This is a genomic window from Variovorax monticola (genome assembly GCF_051216855.1).
Lineage (GTDB): Bacteria > Pseudomonadota > Gammaproteobacteria > Burkholderiales > Burkholderiaceae_C > Variovorax.
Map to the genome: position 1 here is coordinate 51532 of NZ_JBPJZP010000006.1, position 14298 is coordinate 65829.

16 protein-coding genes are annotated in these 14298 nt (G+C 67.3%); 5 read left to right on the forward strand and 11 right to left on the reverse strand.

Translation table 11 applies throughout. The features are described 5' to 3' along the window. Positions 1 to 26 precede the first annotated feature (26 nt). The 5 genes from ACSFA5_RS21225 to ACSFA5_RS21245 form a co-directional block, all read right to left on the reverse strand. Positions 27 to 956, reverse strand: coding sequence for an ABC transporter substrate-binding protein (locus tag ACSFA5_RS21225; RefSeq protein ID WP_435446020.1), 930 nt, complete (start codon positions 954 to 956; stop codon positions 27 to 29). A 34-nt stretch (positions 957 to 990) separates the two neighbouring features. Next, positions 991 to 1842, reverse strand: a complete 852-nt coding sequence (locus ACSFA5_RS21230; protein ID WP_435446021.1) for a PA4780 family RIO1-like protein kinase — start codon at positions 1840 to 1842, stop codon at positions 991 to 993. Next, the gene (locus tag ACSFA5_RS21235) at positions 1839 to 2966 is read right to left on the reverse strand and encodes a GNAT family N-acetyltransferase (RefSeq protein WP_435446022.1); all 1128 of its coding nucleotides are present in this window, start codon (positions 2964 to 2966) and stop codon (positions 1839 to 1841) included. The genes ACSFA5_RS21230 and ACSFA5_RS21235 overlap by 4 nt, the downstream gene beginning before the upstream one ends. A gap of 320 nt (positions 2967 to 3286) precedes the next feature. After that, positions 3287 to 3646 (reverse strand): DUF2845 domain-containing protein, encoded by a 360-nt coding sequence (locus ACSFA5_RS21240; protein WP_435446023.1) that lies wholly within the window; start codon positions 3644 to 3646, stop codon positions 3287 to 3289. A gap of 207 nt (positions 3647 to 3853) precedes the next feature. After that, positions 3854 to 4762 carry a LysR family transcriptional regulator gene (locus ACSFA5_RS21245; RefSeq protein ID WP_435446024.1) on the reverse strand — a complete coding sequence of 303 codons (909 nt, stop codon included), beginning with the start codon at positions 4760 to 4762 and terminating at the stop codon, positions 3854 to 3856. A gap of 115 nt (positions 4763 to 4877) precedes the next feature. On the opposite strand from ACSFA5_RS21245, the gene ACSFA5_RS21250 reads away from it, so the two are divergent. Then, positions 4878 to 5201 (forward strand): antibiotic biosynthesis monooxygenase family protein, encoded by a 324-nt coding sequence (locus ACSFA5_RS21250; RefSeq protein WP_435446025.1) that lies wholly within the window; start codon positions 4878 to 4880, stop codon positions 5199 to 5201. Between the two features lie 232 nt (positions 5202 to 5433). Here the strand turns inward: ACSFA5_RS21250 and ACSFA5_RS21255 are convergent, their stop codons facing one another. After that, on the reverse strand, positions 5434 to 5703 hold the full coding sequence (locus tag ACSFA5_RS21255) for a hypothetical protein (protein ID WP_435446026.1): 270 nt from the start codon (positions 5701 to 5703) through the stop codon (positions 5434 to 5436). A gap of 646 nt (positions 5704 to 6349) precedes the next feature. Here ACSFA5_RS21255 and ACSFA5_RS21260 point away from each other — a divergent pair. From ACSFA5_RS21260 to ACSFA5_RS21275, 4 genes are all read left to right on the forward strand, one after another. Continuing rightward, positions 6350 to 6637, forward strand: a complete 288-nt coding sequence (locus ACSFA5_RS21260) for a hypothetical protein (RefSeq protein ID WP_435446027.1) — start codon at positions 6350 to 6352, stop codon at positions 6635 to 6637. A gap of 114 nt (positions 6638 to 6751) precedes the next feature. Continuing rightward, the gene (locus ACSFA5_RS21265; protein WP_435446028.1) at positions 6752 to 6982 is read left to right on the forward strand and encodes a hypothetical protein; all 231 of its coding nucleotides are present in this window, start codon (positions 6752 to 6754) and stop codon (positions 6980 to 6982) included. Positions 6983 to 7089: 107 nt separating this feature from the next. After that, positions 7090 to 8214: a 3-deoxy-7-phosphoheptulonate synthase gene (locus ACSFA5_RS21270; protein ID WP_435446029.1), complete on the forward strand. Its 1125-nt coding sequence runs from the start codon at positions 7090 to 7092 to the stop codon at positions 8212 to 8214. Positions 8215 to 8293: 79 nt separating this feature from the next. After that, positions 8294 to 8710, forward strand: coding sequence for a hypothetical protein (locus tag ACSFA5_RS21275; RefSeq protein WP_435446030.1), 417 nt, complete (start codon positions 8294 to 8296; stop codon positions 8708 to 8710). A 47-nt stretch (positions 8711 to 8757) separates the two neighbouring features. Here the strand turns inward: ACSFA5_RS21275 and ACSFA5_RS21280 are convergent, their stop codons facing one another. The 5 genes from ACSFA5_RS21280 to ACSFA5_RS21300 form a co-directional block, all read right to left on the reverse strand. Then, positions 8758 to 9150: a VOC family protein gene (locus ACSFA5_RS21280; RefSeq protein ID WP_435446031.1), complete on the reverse strand. Its 393-nt coding sequence runs from the start codon at positions 9148 to 9150 to the stop codon at positions 8758 to 8760. Positions 9151 to 9277: 127 nt separating this feature from the next. Then, positions 9278 to 10786 (reverse strand): amidohydrolase family protein, encoded by a 1509-nt coding sequence (locus ACSFA5_RS21285; RefSeq protein ID WP_435446032.1) that lies wholly within the window; start codon positions 10784 to 10786, stop codon positions 9278 to 9280. An 8-nt stretch (positions 10787 to 10794) separates the two neighbouring features. Next, positions 10795 to 11697, reverse strand: a complete 903-nt coding sequence (locus ACSFA5_RS21290; protein ID WP_435446033.1) for an ABC transporter permease — start codon at positions 11695 to 11697, stop codon at positions 10795 to 10797. Next, complete coding sequence (locus ACSFA5_RS21295; protein WP_435446034.1) at positions 11694 to 12743, reverse strand: ABC transporter permease; 1050 nt, start codon at positions 12741 to 12743, stop codon at positions 11694 to 11696. Before ACSFA5_RS21295 ends, ACSFA5_RS21290 begins: the two co-directional genes overlap by 4 nt. Then, positions 12740 to 14290 (reverse strand): ABC transporter ATP-binding protein, encoded by a 1551-nt coding sequence (locus ACSFA5_RS21300; protein WP_435446035.1) that lies wholly within the window; start codon positions 14288 to 14290, stop codon positions 12740 to 12742. The genes ACSFA5_RS21295 and ACSFA5_RS21300 overlap by 4 nt, the downstream gene beginning before the upstream one ends. Positions 14291 to 14298: the final 8 nt, after the last annotated feature.

A 14298-nucleotide genomic window follows, 5' to 3' on the forward strand; every position in this document is an offset into this window, starting at 1 on the left:
TTCAGAGGACCATGTCTTGGGACATGTCAGGGCTTCGGCTCGCCCAGCGAGACCAGGCAGCCCACGATGGCGTCGGCCGCCTCGTCCAGCCGGGGGCCGGGGCGCATCATCAGGTCGAAGCGCGCCGAGGCGAAGCTGCAGACCCGCCCGCGCTGGATGGCCGACATGGCCGACCAGCCCGGCCGGGCGGCCATGGCCGAGATTTCGCCCAGCGCCGAGACCATCAGCACGTCGGGGTTGGCGCGCACCACGAACTCGGGGCTCATCTTCGGGAACGGCCCCAGCGTGCCCGATACCGCGTTGCCCAGCCCGAGGCGGGCCAGGGTTTCGCCGATGAAAGAGCTTTCGCTGGCCGCCGCCATGCCGCCATGCACCTCGAAATACACCCGCCGGCCCTGCCAGCCGGCCGGCACGCGCGCCCGGGCGGCGTCCAGGCCGGCGTCGAGCTTGCGCCAGTAGGCCTCGCCCGCGCCGGGGCGGCCGGTGGCGCGGGCCACGGTTTCCATCACGCGGCGCAGGTCGGCATGGGTCTTGGCGTCGAGCGCCAGCACCCTGATGCCGAGGCGCTCCAGCGGCTCGGCGGCGCGGCTGCGGGGGCGCAGCAGCACCAGGTCGGGCTTGAGCGCCACGATGCGCTCGATGTTCGCGTCGTCGATGCCGCCGACCTGCGGCAGGCCCTTCACCGAGGCCGGCCAGTTGGCATGGCGGTCGATGCCCACCAGCCGGTCGCAGGCGTCCAGGGCGCACACCGTTTCGGTCAGCGAGGGCATCAGCGACACGATGCGCCGCGCCGGCGCCTGCAGTTCGAGCGTGGTGCCGCGGTCGTCTTCGAGGCGGACGGCCCCCGCGGCATGCGCCACCGCGCCGAAGCCCAGCGCCACAAAGGCCGCAGCCCTCGCGATCTGGCGCACGGTGCTGGAAAGCGGCTGGTGCCAGTGCAGGGCGGGGGAGTTCATCGAAGCGTGTGGGGCGGGGCCAGGCGGGGGGCGCCTATTGTCGCGGCGTCTGCATCCGCACCAGCCGCGCCGCCTCTTCCATGCGCGCATCTTCCACCTCGCGCAGCACGTTGCCCAGGTCGACCGGTCCGGTCTCGCGCACGAAGCTGCCCGTCAGCTCGGTCTCGGGCCGCAGCAGGCCGCGCTCGTACAGCGCCCAGATCTCGTCGCCGTAGTGCGTGCGCAGCAGGCCGGGCTCGTACTGGCCGAAGAAGTTGCGCAGGTTTTCCACGTCGCGCAGCAGCATGCGCTTGGCGTGGTTGTTGCCCGCGGCGTCCACCGCCTGCGGCAGGTCGATGATGACGGGGCCGTCCTCGGCCAGCAGCACGTTGAACTCCGAAAGGTCGCCGTGCACCACGCCCGCGCACAGCATGCGCATCACCTCGCGCAGCAGGCTGGCGTGGTGGCGCAATGCGTCTTCAGGCGAAAACGCCACGTCGTTCAGTCGCGGGGCGGCGTCGCCGTTGGCGTCGGTCACCAGGTCCATCAGCAGCACGCCTTCGAGGAAGTTGTGCGGCGTGGGCACGCGCACGCCGGCGGCGGCCAGGCGGTAGAGCGCATCGACCTCGGCGCTCTGCCAGATGGCCTCGGTCACCTGGCGGCCGAACTTGGTGCCCTTGGCCATGGCGCGCGCCTCGCGGGTGTTCTTCACGCGGCGGTTCTCGGTGTAGTCCACGGCCTGGCGAAAGCTGCGCTTGTCGGCCTCCTTGTAGACCTTGGCGCAGCGCGTTTCGTCGCCGCAGCGCACCACGTACACCATGGCCTCCTTGCCGCTCATGAGCTGGCGCACCACGGTGTCGATCAGGCCCTCGTCGATCAATGCCTGCAGTCTGGGGGGTGCTTTCATGGCCGTGCCTCCTGGGAATCCTGTTGTAGAGCCAGAGGCCGTGCCGCGAGGAAGTTCCTCAGGCTTTCGGTGCCGATCTGGTAGAGCCCATCATGCCTGTGCGGCGCAAAGCCCAATTGGCGGTTGATGGCGAGCATGGGCGCGTTGACCTCGGCGTTGCTGGTGACGGCCAGCGTCACCTCGGGGTGGCGCGCCCGCACGAGCTGCAGCATCGCGGCCTTCACGCCCTTGGCCAGGCCCTTGCCGCGCCAGGGACGGGCCACGGCGGTGAGGTTCTGGTACATGCGCTCGGGCAAGCGCTGGCTCCAGTTGGCGTCGCACACCGCGACCAGCTCGTCGCCTGCCAGCAGCAGCACGAGGAAGTGTTCGCCGCCGCGGCGGTCCAGCTCGGCATACCAGGTGCGGTAGCCTTCCAGGTCGTAGCGCATCGGCGGGCGCTCGAGGCCCGTGGTGGGCGCGTCGTCCAGCAATGCGGACATCGGCGCCATCAGCGTGGCAAGCCGCTCGAAGGGCACGCGGCCCGCATGCACCTCGGCGCGCAGGCCGTGCGCGGGTGCGAAGCCTTCGGCACGCCAGCGGGTCAGGGCTTGCCAGTCGAGACCGGCGAAGGCCATGCGGTTCTCGACAGCGCGGTGCTTTTCCGCGGCGCCGATGGCCTGCAGGAAGGCGTGGCCTTCGCTCAGGTGCGTCCTGAACGTGGCGACGGACTTGCCGTGCGCCTGCATCAGCGCCAGCAGTGCGCGCAACAGGGCAGTGGCCACGCCGCGCCGCTGCTGCGCGCGCAGCACGCCGCCCCAGGCGTCGATGAAAGGCGCGAACGCCTCGTGCCCGGGTGTGCCTTCGCGGCGGAAGCTTGCGTTCAAACTGCCGATGAATTCGCCGTGCGGCCCGACGGCCAGCACGCGGTGGACCACGACCAGCGGGTCTGCCCGAAGCACGGCGTGCCGGGTGTCCGCATCGTCCGGCACGGGCTCGCCCGGCTGGTCTTCGGCATGGCGCAGGCGCCAGTAGGCGAGGGCGCGGGTCCAGCAGTCCTCGCTTGCGCGCTGGGGATCGAAAACAGTGGTCTCTGTATGCCGCGCGGCTGCGAGTGCGCAGGCCGTTGCGGCGCGGGTTTCAAGCATGGTGAGCCTTGATTCGAAAAATGAACGGAGCGCCGACGGCACATGCGTGCCGGTGGCGGGGCGTTGGAATCGGGGGCGGCTTGCGAGACGCGGCCTGGGATGGCCGCGCGGGCAGACTGGGCTACATGGCGAGCGTGTAAACGATCAGTTCAGATGAGGCCCGACAAACCGCACGTTGGTAGGGGCTTGAATTGCAGTGTCTTCCATGGCGCACCTCCGCTTTCTGTGGGGTTGTCGAAGCGACGAATGTAGCGACGTTGCAGCGCGCTGTGAAGTGCCGTGTGGTTTGCGGCATTGAACAGCCTCGAAGGCGATGCGGGCTACCGCACCCGGTCCCCATCGCGCACCGACTCCACCGACCCGTTGAAGAAGCGCACGATGCCCAGGAAGTTGCCTTCGCCGCGGTAGTACGTCCAGTCTTCCATCGGCACGCACTGCTGCGTGACCACCTGCTGGGCCGGGCCGCCGGGGTATTGCGACGGGATCCATACGACCTGCGGGCGCGGTACGCAGACGAATTCGCGTGACACCGGCTCACCGCATTTCTGCACGACCGAGAACTTGGAGTCGCCTGCGCCGGAGAGCCGGCCGCCGCAACTGAGCGATTGGGCTGAGGCACACGGGATGCAGGCAGCGGTGGCAAGAAGGAGGAGGAGGGCGCGCGCGGCGAAGGGATGCATGGGGCAGGCTCGTGGGGGTGGACACTTTAGCCTTGCCAGAGGCAGGCTGCTGTTCGGCGTACTGCGCGTGGGGGCTTGTCCATGCGCCGGTCGTTCGCGTCAAGCAGCGCTGCTGTGTGCATGGGCCGCTACGCCGTCAACTTCTGGCAGTCGCCGTACTCCGAAGCAGTCGTTCGATTCAAAGCGTACAAGTGTGCTCTCGAGCCCTCAAGCTGTCTTGCGCTTGACAATCTGCGCCGATGATTTTGACTGGCCGCGTTGCTTCTCCCGGATCAGGTCCGCCAATAGCTTTACGTTGGGCTGCGGCGAGTCCTTTCGCCAAATGAGCATCGTCTTCACCGTCCGGAAATCACCCTTGAGCTTGTGCTCCGAAAGCCTCGCGCGCTCGGTGTAGGTGTCCAACACGGCGGCGGGAATGAGCGCAACGCCCATGCCTGCCACGCAACACCCGAGGATGGCGTGGTAGGAGCCGACCTCGATGATTCGTCGCGGCGCCATGTCGTCTCGGGCGCACCAGGCTTCCAATCGTTGACGATGGGGGCAGTCGGGCTCGAAAACCAACAGCGTGCCGTTGCGGATGTCGTGGGCGGAGCGAATCGGCGGGTGACCGACAGGACCAATGATGACCAGTTGCTCCGTACACACCGCGAGGCTGTTCAACCGCGGATCGGAGACCGGTTCAGCGACCAGTGCTGCGTCGAGTTCCCCCGACAACACGCGGATCGTCAGCGGACGCGGCGCGCCTGTGCAAAGTTCGATCGACAGCTCCGGGTAGCGCTCGTGGATTTGCCCGAGAAGCGACGGTAGACGGATGGCTGCCGTGCTTTCCATGGAGCCCAGATGAAGTACGCCGCGCGGCACCTGTTCGTGCATGGCACTACGCGCTTGCTCGGCCAACGACAGCAGGCGGTTTGAGAACTCGAGCAGCACCTTGCCCTGTGGCGACAGCTGGAGACGCCGCCCTTCCCGACTGAAGAGCGCGACGCCGAGGTCGTCTTCAAGATTCTTGATGCGCGTCGTGACGTTGGAGGGAACGCGATGCAGCAGCGCGGCCGCTCGCGTGATGCCGCCGGCCGTAACAACGGCTTGGAAAACGCGCAGATCGGAAAGGTCCATGTTCTGAATCAGAGAATGAAATCGTCGAAATTATTCATTTTACGGAATGAAATCCTATTCCTAAACTGCGACCACTTCATTGTCGAAGCCTCACCTCTCCTTGCAAAGGCGCCCCATGATCGTGACCGTTTTCAGATCCAGACTGAACGCCGAATCCCAAGTTGAATACCAACAATCTGCCGCTCGGATGAGCGAACTTGCCAAGGGCATTGCCGGCTACATCTCGCACAAGGGGTTCACTGCCGCAGATGGCGAACGCGTGACGATCGTCGAGTTTGAATCCGAGGAAGGCCTGCGGGCTTGGGCGACCCATCCCGAGCACGTGGAGGCCAAGAAAATAGGGCGGCAGGTGTTCTTCTCGGAGTACCGTGTGCAGGTTTGCAACGTCGTTCGGGACAGCGCCAACAGAAAGCCCGCCACGCGTCGCGGCGATGCTTGAATACGAAAAGGATGGCGAGGCGGATGTGACCGTTCGCAACGCCGAGCAATCCAGCAACAGGCAACGTCAACCTCCTTGGCTCGGCGCAGTCGTGCGACTGTTTCAACTTCTTTGGAGAACCGAATGCACATGGGCTGAGCGCAGGGCCCGGAGGGCGTAGATAGTTGGGCCGGAATTTTCGTTCCTCACGCAATAGGCGGACTGTGAAATTCACAGCCCGCCAGACCCGCCGCTAGCCGCCAGCTTCAGGCGCATCTCTGCGTGCCTTCTCCCTCATCTGAAACAACTCCCCGGCCTTGCGCGCCAGTTCAGCCGCCAGCCAGAGCACGTTGTCCAGATGCCGAGGCCCTTCGCCGGTGTGCCAGTCGATGTCTTCCCCGTGGCAGACCCACAGCAGAGATTCGAGTTGAGTGAGCGTGTTTTCGAGCAGGTCCGCCGGGTCTTGGGCGGTGCCGTCGGGAGATACCGGCGTGCGAGGCCGGGCTATAGTCTTGGTAGCCATTTTTGTGCGTTCCTTTAGAGTTGGTTGCACGTCTTTGGTTAGACGGCCGGAGTGCTCGAACACCCCGGCCGTCGCCTTTTGATACCTCGCTTTTGCATCGTTGCTTGGCAGCACCGACAACCCGCCGCGAGGCGTAGCGATTCATCATTCATTCGGCTTGCTGTGTGTTGCGCCTTCCTTGTCCCCTTGGCGGGGTGTTGAGTGACAGGGGCATTCACTGTAGAGAACAGCGCATGCCGAGCGGTCGCTGCGTGCGTCACGAAGTCTCGATTCACGCCAACAAATGCAGCTTCTGCCGTTCGGCGTAGACCCCGGCGCAGCAAGCGCCGGGTGAGCGTCGATCGCGCAATCTTCGAGTCACGAAATTGACGATCCGCAGGCCCCGTTGCCCGAGCGCGATCCGGCCAAGGCGCGTCGCCTGGGTGCGGGCGGCTTTCCAGCCAGAAAAACCCGCACGGAAGGCGCTGTCCCGCAGCCTTGCCAGACGTAGGCGAGAGGTAGCTGCGCAGCTTGAAGCACATCGTCACAGCGCCTTGTCCGACGTTCAAGTGCCAAAAAAGTAATACCTTTGGTTCTAAATATAGAAAAAGGCGTGGGTGCAGCCGGACAGCAAAGTCCGGCCATCCCAGGTCACAAGGAACCTGTCATGAAGATCAAGAAGCCAGACAACCTGACCGCGATTCGCGAAAAATTCGGTGTGCCGGCGCGACGCGGTGGCGCCGTCGAGGTGAATGGCCAGCCGGGAATCATCACCGGCATGAGCGGCGACTTTGTCAGGGTCAAGCTTCGGGGCAGGGAAGCGGGGGTGCCGTTTCATCCTCACGAAATCACCTATTCCGTAGCGCGATCGGCTGCAGGTGTCCCGCTGCTGCCTGCCAGGAGCAACACGCCGGACACATCTGCGTGGCCGAGGAGGACCGCAGCCTCGTCGTAGCTGCACTTCGAAACTGCGAAGGGGGCCTGCCGCCCGTTGGAATACCCCAAAAGATGGATTGCGCCTCACGGCGCACCGCGTTGTACTGGCGCGTCAAAACCCGAGGGGAACGCGATGAACAGGTCCACATGGCACAGCGCGACCATCACCCTGAAGCTCCCGTGCGACACGGCGCCCGACGAAGCGATCGTTGCGATGCGCGCCGCCGGCATACCGGTCGACGAACGGGGTGTCGCCGAAGCAGGGTTCCTTCACATGCGAACGACACAGGACTATCGCTCGCACGTGTTCCGGTGGTTCGCCAACGAGGATTCCGGCGTGCTCGCGTACGGCCCCACGCGCTGACGCCATCGCGAGCGCCCGTGGCGCGGTGAGCGAGGCGGTGCGTTCAAGGCGGGGCGCCCGAGCGAGGACAATCGAGGCAGCTCAGTACCCGATCAAAGCCCACCACCATGCCCCGCCTCGACGACCCCCTCCACGACGCCGAAATCGGCTCCCGCGACAGCACGCTCGACACCACGCGCATCGACGACGTGCGCATCGGCGCCGTTCGCCCGCTCATGACCCCCGCGCTGCTGCAGGAGCGCGTGCCGGTGCGCGACAACACATTGGCGCTGGTCGAAAGCAGCCGCGCGGCCATTGCCGATGTGCTGCACGGCCGAGACGACCGGCTGGTGGTCGTGGTCGGCCCGTGCTCCATCCACGACCACGACCAGGCAATCGAATACGCGCAGCGCCTGAAGGCGGTCGCCGATTCGCTGCAGGACGACCTGCTCATCGTGATGCGCGCCTACTTCGAGAAGCCGCGCACCACCGTGGGCTGGAAGGGCTACATCAACGACCCGCACCTGGACGGCAGCTTTGCCATCAACGAGGGGCTGGAGCGCGCGCGGCGCCTGCTGCTCGAGCTGACGACCCTGGGCCTGCCGACCGGCACCGAGTTTCTCGACCTGTTGAGCCCGCAGTTCATTGCCGACCTGATCGCCTGGGGCGCCATCGGCGCCCGCACCACCGAGAGCCAGAGCCACCGGCAGCTGGCCTCGGGCCTGAGTTGCCCGGTCGGCTTCAAGAACGGCACCGACGGCAGCGTGAAGGTGGCCGCCGACGCCATCCTCGCGGCCCGCGCGCCGCATGCCTTCATGGGCATGACCAAGATGGGCATGGCGGCGATCTTCGAGACGCGCGGCAACGACGACTGCCACGTCATTTTGCGCGGCGGCAAGGCGCCCAACTATTCGGCCGCGGACGTGGCGGCCAGCTGCGAGGCACTGGTGGCCAACGGCCTGCGCCCCCAGGTGATGGTCGACGTCTCGCACGGCAACAGCAGCAAGCAGCATCAACGGCAGATCGTGGTGGCCGCGGACGTGGCGGCGCAGATTGCGGCGGGCGAGCATCGCATCACGGGCCTCATGATCGAAAGCCACCTCGAAGAAGGCCGGCAGGACCTCAAGCCCGGCGTGGCGCTGAAGCACGGTGTGTCGATCACCGATGCCTGCATCGGCTTTGCGCAGACGGTGCCGGTGCTCGAAGGGCTGGCTTCGGCGGTGAAGGTGCGACGGCGGGTGTTGAAGGGGTGAGCGGGCAAGAGGGCTGCTTGCGACCGCTCGCGCAGCCGAAAAAAACTGAGAAATTTGGATGAATCCGAGAAATTGCCGCTTGGCCCTTGCATTGACCGCCGCGATCCTCGCAGGCTGCTCTGCCGCCCCGTACCGTATTCCTGGCACCGAGACCCAACCGTTGTCCAGCCTTGCCATCGTCAAGTCAGGCCCGCGCGCAGCGAGCTATTTCGCCTCGATCGACGGAGTGGTGGTGCCGCACGTCCTTCGGCCGGTAGACCGTTGGGAGCTTTCGCCCGGTGAGCACGCAGTGGTGGTCGGCCTCAGGACGATCCCGCAGATACGGGCCGACCACACCCGCCTCAGGTTCGTGGCGCTTGCCGGCCGAACGTATGTGATCCAGTACGAAGTCAAGACCTCGTGGGGTCGTGGCACGTGGCGTGGATGGATCGAAGACGACACCGGCACGACAGTTTCCACTCCCGACACCCGTCAGCCGAGTGCGGTGAAGCCGTAGCACCCGAGATCACGCATGCCAGAACTGGTGTACGCCCCGCGCCGCGCTCAACCGCCCACAGGCGAGCACAACTCGACCAGCAGGCCATCTGGGCAGCGCACATAAGACACCACCTGGCCCCACGGCTTGGTGACAGGCGCAGAGAGTTCCGCCGCGCCCGCCGCCACGGCCCGCGCATGCGCCGCCGGCACGTCGTCCGTCACGAAGCCGAGTTCCATGCCTAGCGGCTTCGCAGATTCGGATGCAGCCACATGCCCCTGCGAAAAGTTCGATGCGGCGAGTTCGTGCGACGCGAAGGCAAGGGTGGTTTCGCCCGTCTCCAGCTCGCCGTAGGTGCCCGACTCGTGAAGGAAGCGGGTCGCAAAGCCCAAAGCTTGCGCGAAGAATTGCAGGGACTGCGCAACGTCGGGAACGTAGGCGATGGTGTAGCCGAACTTCATGGTCGATGGAGGAATGCGGTGAAAAAGGATCGGATCGATGTCCGAGCGAACCGCACTCTACCCAGCCGCACGCCCCTTCTCGCGCGATGCACCCGTCAACGCAAAGCCCATCGCTTGCACAGCGGATTCAAGCGTGGCGATGAAGGCCCACGTCGACCTCGTTGCACCGGCGAATGACCTCGGCGAAGTACGGCTCGAACACCTGGTTCGCCACCTCCCACCGGCCGTGTTCTGCCAGGTACGCGGGCAGCAGTTCGCCGAGCTCGGCCCACACGTCCTGCTCGCGCACGGTCGTGAGCTGGCCGTTGCGGCACACGACATGCCCGCCGACCATCACCAGATCGATGGCGCTGCCGTTCTCGCAGTAGGCCAGCTGCTTCACGATGTCGTTGCGCGGGCGGAAGTTGTCGTTGGCCAGGTCCAACAACACCAGGTCGGCGGCCTTGCCCACCTCGATGGAGCCGGTGGCGTCGTCGAGCATCGCGGTGCGCGCGCCATCGAGCGTGGCCATCTTCAGCACCTCGAAGGCGGTGAGCCATTGCGAGGGCGGCGTGCCGTTCACGTTGTGCATCAGCGCCGCGAAGCGCATCAGGTCGAACACGCGCGCGCTGTCGTTCGACGAAAGTCCGTCGGTGCCCAGGCCGAGGGCCACGCCCGCGTGCAGCAACTTGCGCACCGGCGCCAGGCCCGAGCCCAGCTTGAGGTTGCTCAGCGGGTTGTGCACCACCGCGCACGCCGCCTCGCCCATGCGCGCGATGTCGGCGTCGGTGATCCAGATGGCGTGCGCCAGCGTGGCGTGGCGGTCGAGCACGCCGATGTCGTGCATGTGCGCCAGCAGCGTCTTGCCATAGAACATCTGGCCGGCCACGGCCTGCACCTTGGTTTCGAGCAGGTGGGTGTGCAGCGGCACGCCGTGCTGCACGGCCAGCGCGTGGCAGGCCTGCAGCATGTCGGTGGTGCAGCGCTGCGGCGCCGACGGCGTGATGGCGAAGCGCATGCGGCCGTCGGCCTGCCCGTGGAACCGGCGGAAGGCTTCCTGGCAATAGGCCGTGTAGTCGGCCACGGTGGTGGGTGCGCCGAACTTCAGCTGCGCGCGCAGGTGCTCGGGAAACACCTCGTGGCCGAAGGGGGTGGAGTCGAGCACGGCGGTGTTCAGCACGGCGCTCGACACGTTGGCGCGAATGCCCGCGTCCCGGTAGGCCTGGAAGACGATGCCCAGCCGCTCGATGCTGTGCGCCATCGGGTCGAAGAAGTCGTCGCACAGCGTGGTCACGCCGTTCTTCAGCGACTGGATGGCGAGCACCTGCGTGCGCAGGTAGAGCAGGCGGTCGCCGATGGGGCTGCCCGAGAGGTAGGTGTACGCGTACAGCAGCCACAGCTCGAGCGGCATGCGCTCGTAGCGGCCCTTGAAGAAGGTCTCGCTGGAATGGGTGTGCGCGTTGACGAGGCCGGGCATCAGCAGCTTGCCGCGCCCGTCGATGACGTCCAGCACTTCGTGGGCATCGGGCAGCGGCAGGTCGGTGCCGATGGCGGCGATCTTGCCGTGCCGCAGCAGCACGTCGGCGTGCACGGGCCGGTCGCCCTGCGGGCCGCCGACGGCCAGCACTTCCGCGCCGCGGATGAGGGTGGCGTTCATGGGTGCGTTCAATCCCGCATCTCCGCCGTGCCCCGTATCGACCCCAGCCCGCCGCGCAACTTGGTGCTGAGCCACACGCCGAAGATGGTGGCCAGGTAGGGCAGGGCCTGCAGCAGGTCGTTGGAAATGGCGCCGCCGTACGCCAGCTGCGCGCGAATGCCCAGGGCCGACACCACCGCGAAGAACAGCGCCGCCGCGGTAGCGCCCAGCGCGCTGCCGGCACCGAAGATGACGGCCGCGAACGCCATGAAGCCGCGGCCCGCCGTCATGTTCTGCGAAAAGATCTGCAGGCTGCCGCCGGCCAGCTCCGCCCCGCCGATGGCGCACAGCACGCCGCCCAGTGCCAGCGCCAGCAGGCGCATGCGGGCGGGGTTCACGCCCACGCTGCGCGCGGCGAAGGGGTGCTCGCCGGAGGCCGACATCCGCAAGCCCAGCCGCGTGCGCTCCAGCAGCAGCCACACCAGCCACACGGCCACGGGCATGAACAGCACGAACACCGACAGGCCGCCCAGGTGGCCCAGGTCGGCGTCGAACAGGCTGTCGAGCCTGGGAATGCCGAAGGGCGCTGTGACCGTGGCTTCGCTGTCGTACAGCGCCTGGATGGCGAGCGACGTGCCGCCCAGGCCCAGCCCGGTGAGCCCCAGGCCCGCGATGATCGGGTTGGCCTTGAGCTTCTCGACCACGTACCACAGCAGCGCCGAGGCCGCCACGCACAGCGCGGCGGCGATGAGCATGGCCTGCACGAAGGAGCCGGTCTGCACGATGCCCACGATGAGCGCGCAGCTGCCGATGATCATCAGCCCCTCCAGACCCAGGTTCCAGATGCCCGCGCGCTGCGCCAGCACCCCCGCCAGCGTGACGTAGACGAGCGGCGTGCCCGAGATCAGGATGGAGACCAGCGTGTCGGTCATGCGGGCTTTCGGATGAAGAGCTTGTCGAGCCAACGGGCGCGCGACGTGATGAAGAGCGCGATGGTCGCGTTGATGACCTCGATGGCCGCCGCGGGCATGCCGACCATCACCGGCAGGTACAGCGCCGCCGAGGCCAGTGCGCCGAAGAAGAGCGCGGACACGGCCGTGCCCACGATGGACAGCTGCGCCACCAGCGCGATGAGGATGGCCGTGAACCCGTGCGCCGGCAGGAAGCCGCTGGCCAGCCGGCCGTTGGGCCCCAGCAGCTCGATGCCGCCGGCCAGCCCCGCGAGCGCGCCGCTCACCAGAAAGCTGAAAAGCCCGATGCGGCTCACCCGCGCGCCCTGCCACGCCACCATCGTCGGGTTGCGCCCCGCCAGGTTGGCCACGATGCCCAGTGCCGTGCGGTTGGCCAGCAGCCACGACAGCACGAACACCGCCAGCGTGAGCGCACAGATGAGCGGCGACACGCCCAGCGAATCGGAGATGCGGTAGCCGTCCGCAATGGGCCGGCTCGACGCCTGCTGGCCCGAGCCCGAAGGGTCTTTCAGCGGGCCGGAGGTGACGTACACCAGCAGCAGGCCCGCCAGGAAGTTGCCCATCAGCGTGGTGATGACCTCGTCGGTGCCCGAGCGCAGCCGCAGCAGCCCCGGCCACATGGCCCACAGCGCGCCGCCCACCATGCCCGCGAGCAGGCAGCCCGGCACGACCACCCACGCGGGCGCACCGCCCAGCCATTCGGCGGTGAACGCCGCGAGGATGGAGCCGACATAGAACTGCCCCTGCGCGCCGATGTTGAAAAAGCCCGCGCGGAATGCAATGGCCACGCCCGTGGCCGTGATGAACAGCGGCATGGCCCAGCGCAGGCCCTGGTGGATGGCGCCCTCGCGCAGGAAGGCGCCGTCGAGAATGCCGGTGAAGAGTTCGCCCACGTCCAGCCCGGCGCCGTAGAAGGCCAGCGCGCACAACACCAGCGCAAAGCACACGAACAGCAGCACGCGCAGCACCGGCAGCAGGCGTGCGGGCGAAAACAAGCGGCCCATCATGCGTGCGCTCCCACCATCGCCTGGCCGACTTCGCGCAGGTCGAAGGGCCCTACGTAGTCGCCCACGACCTTGCCGCGCAGCATGACCAGCACGCGGTCGCTGATGTCGAACAGCTCGTCGAGGTCGGAAGAAACCAGGATGATCGCGGCGCCCCGGTCGCGCGCCTCGCGCAGTGCCTTCCACACCGAGGCGGTGGCGCCGATGTCCAGGCCGCGCGTGGGCTGCGCCGCAATGATGAGCCGCGCGCTCGCGTCCACCTCGCGCGCGAAAATCACCTTTTGCGCATTGCCGCCCGAGAGCGAGCCGGCCGGCTGGCCGCAGTGGGCGTAGCGCACGTCCCATTGCGTGAGCGCGGCGTCGCATTCGGCCTGCAGCTTGCGCGGGCGAACGAAGGAGAGCAGTCCGCCCTGCAGCAGCCGGCCCATCGACCAGTTCTCCCACAGGCTGCTGTTCAGGGAAAGGCCTTCCACGTTGCGCTCGAACGGGATGATGCGCAGGCCCGCCGCGCGCCGCGTGGCCAGGTCGGTGTGCGTCACGTCGCGGCCCGCCAGCGCGATGCTGCCGCTGGCGGTCTGCGCCAGTGCGGCAATGGCGCGCACCAGCGTGCGCTGGCCGTTGCCCTCGACGCCGGCGATGCCGATGATTTCCCCGGCGCGGATTTCCAGGCTCACGTCGTCCAGCGCGGCACCTTCGGCGTCCGGTTTGGTCGACAGGTTCTTCAGCCGCAGCACGGTGGGCGCGGTGAGGTCGCGCCGCGATGCGGGTCGGGCCTCGGCCTGCAGCGGCACTTTCGCGTCGCCCATGATCCATTGGCTCAGCTCGGCGGCGCCGATGCTGCTGCACGGCACGGGGCCGGTCACGTGCTCGCCGCGGCGCAGCACGCTCACGGTGTCGGCGATGGCCATCATTTCGCGGATCTTGTGCAGGATGAGCACCACGGTCACGCCGCGCTTCTTCAAGATGCGGATGCGTTCGAACAGGGTCTCCACGCCGGCCGGCGCGAGCACGGCGGTGGGCTCGTCCAGGATGAGCACCTTGGCATCGGTCACCAGCGCGCGCGCGATCTCGATGCCCTGCTGCGTCTCGATCGGCAGGTTGCGAATGACTTCGCGCGGGCCCACCGACAGGCCCAGCCCGTCCAGGTGCGCCTGCCAGCGCCGGGCCAGCTGGCGCGAGGTGAACAGGCCGCGGTGCCGGCTGGAGCCGAACTCCATCGCCTGCGCCACGGTGAACGACGCCGGCAGCGCAAAGCTCTGGTGCACCAGTTCCACGCCGGCCGCGCGCGCGGCGTTGACGTGGCCGGTGCGGATCTCGTGCTCGCCGATGCGCACGCGGCCTTGCGTGGGTTTCACCAGGCCCGAGCACACGCGGGCGAACGTGGTCTTGCCCGCGCCGTTCTGCCCGACGACCGCATGAATCTGTCCTTGCGCGAAAGCGATGGACACGCCCGACAGCGCCTTCACGGTGTCGTATTGCACGGTGACACCGTCCAGCACCAGCGCGGGGGGCGCCGGGCATGTCTCGCTGCTCGGGGAACTGGGGTTCATGGGTACGT

What these genes read in the sequence shown, in the direction of transcription:
- ACSFA5_RS21290 (WP_435446033.1), bottom strand. Translation starts at nt 11,697, where the DNA reads ATGACCGACACGCTGGTCTCCATCCTGATCTCGGGCACGCCGCTCGTC.
- ACSFA5_RS21250 (WP_435446025.1), top strand. Translation starts at nt 4,878, where the DNA reads ATGATCGTGACCGTTTTCAGATCCAGACTGAACGCCGAATCCCAAGTT.
- ACSFA5_RS21240 (WP_435446023.1), bottom strand. Translation starts at nt 3,646, where the DNA reads ATGCATCCCTTCGCCGCGCGCGCCCTCCTCCTCCTTCTTGCCACCGCT.
- ACSFA5_RS21225 (WP_435446020.1), bottom strand. Translation starts at nt 956, where the DNA reads ATGAACTCCCCCGCCCTGCACTGGCACCAGCCGCTTTCCAGCACCGTG.
- ACSFA5_RS21235 (WP_435446022.1), bottom strand. Translation starts at nt 2,966, where the DNA reads ATGCTTGAAACCCGCGCCGCAACGGCCTGCGCACTCGCAGCCGCGCGG.
- ACSFA5_RS21300 (WP_435446035.1), bottom strand. Translation starts at nt 14,290, where the DNA reads ATGAACCCCAGTTCCCCGAGCAGCGAGACATGCCCGGCGCCCCCCGCG.
- ACSFA5_RS21295 (WP_435446034.1), bottom strand. Translation starts at nt 12,743, where the DNA reads ATGATGGGCCGCTTGTTTTCGCCCGCACGCCTGCTGCCGGTGCTGCGC.
- ACSFA5_RS21260 (WP_435446027.1), top strand. Translation starts at nt 6,350, where the DNA reads ATGAAGATCAAGAAGCCAGACAACCTGACCGCGATTCGCGAAAAATTC.
- ACSFA5_RS21230 (WP_435446021.1), bottom strand. Translation starts at nt 1,842, where the DNA reads ATGAAAGCACCCCCCAGACTGCAGGCATTGATCGACGAGGGCCTGATC.
- ACSFA5_RS21270 (WP_435446029.1), top strand. Translation starts at nt 7,090, where the DNA reads ATGCCCCGCCTCGACGACCCCCTCCACGACGCCGAAATCGGCTCCCGC.
- ACSFA5_RS21255 (WP_435446026.1), bottom strand. Translation starts at nt 5,703, where the DNA reads ATGGCTACCAAGACTATAGCCCGGCCTCGCACGCCGGTATCTCCCGAC.
- ACSFA5_RS21245 (WP_435446024.1), bottom strand. Translation starts at nt 4,762, where the DNA reads ATGGACCTTTCCGATCTGCGCGTTTTCCAAGCCGTTGTTACGGCCGGC.
- ACSFA5_RS21280 (WP_435446031.1), bottom strand. Translation starts at nt 9,150, where the DNA reads ATGAAGTTCGGCTACACCATCGCCTACGTTCCCGACGTTGCGCAGTCC.
- ACSFA5_RS21265 (WP_435446028.1), top strand. Translation starts at nt 6,752, where the DNA reads ATGAACAGGTCCACATGGCACAGCGCGACCATCACCCTGAAGCTCCCG.
- ACSFA5_RS21285 (WP_435446032.1), bottom strand. Translation starts at nt 10,786, where the DNA reads ATGAACGCCACCCTCATCCGCGGCGCGGAAGTGCTGGCCGTCGGCGGC.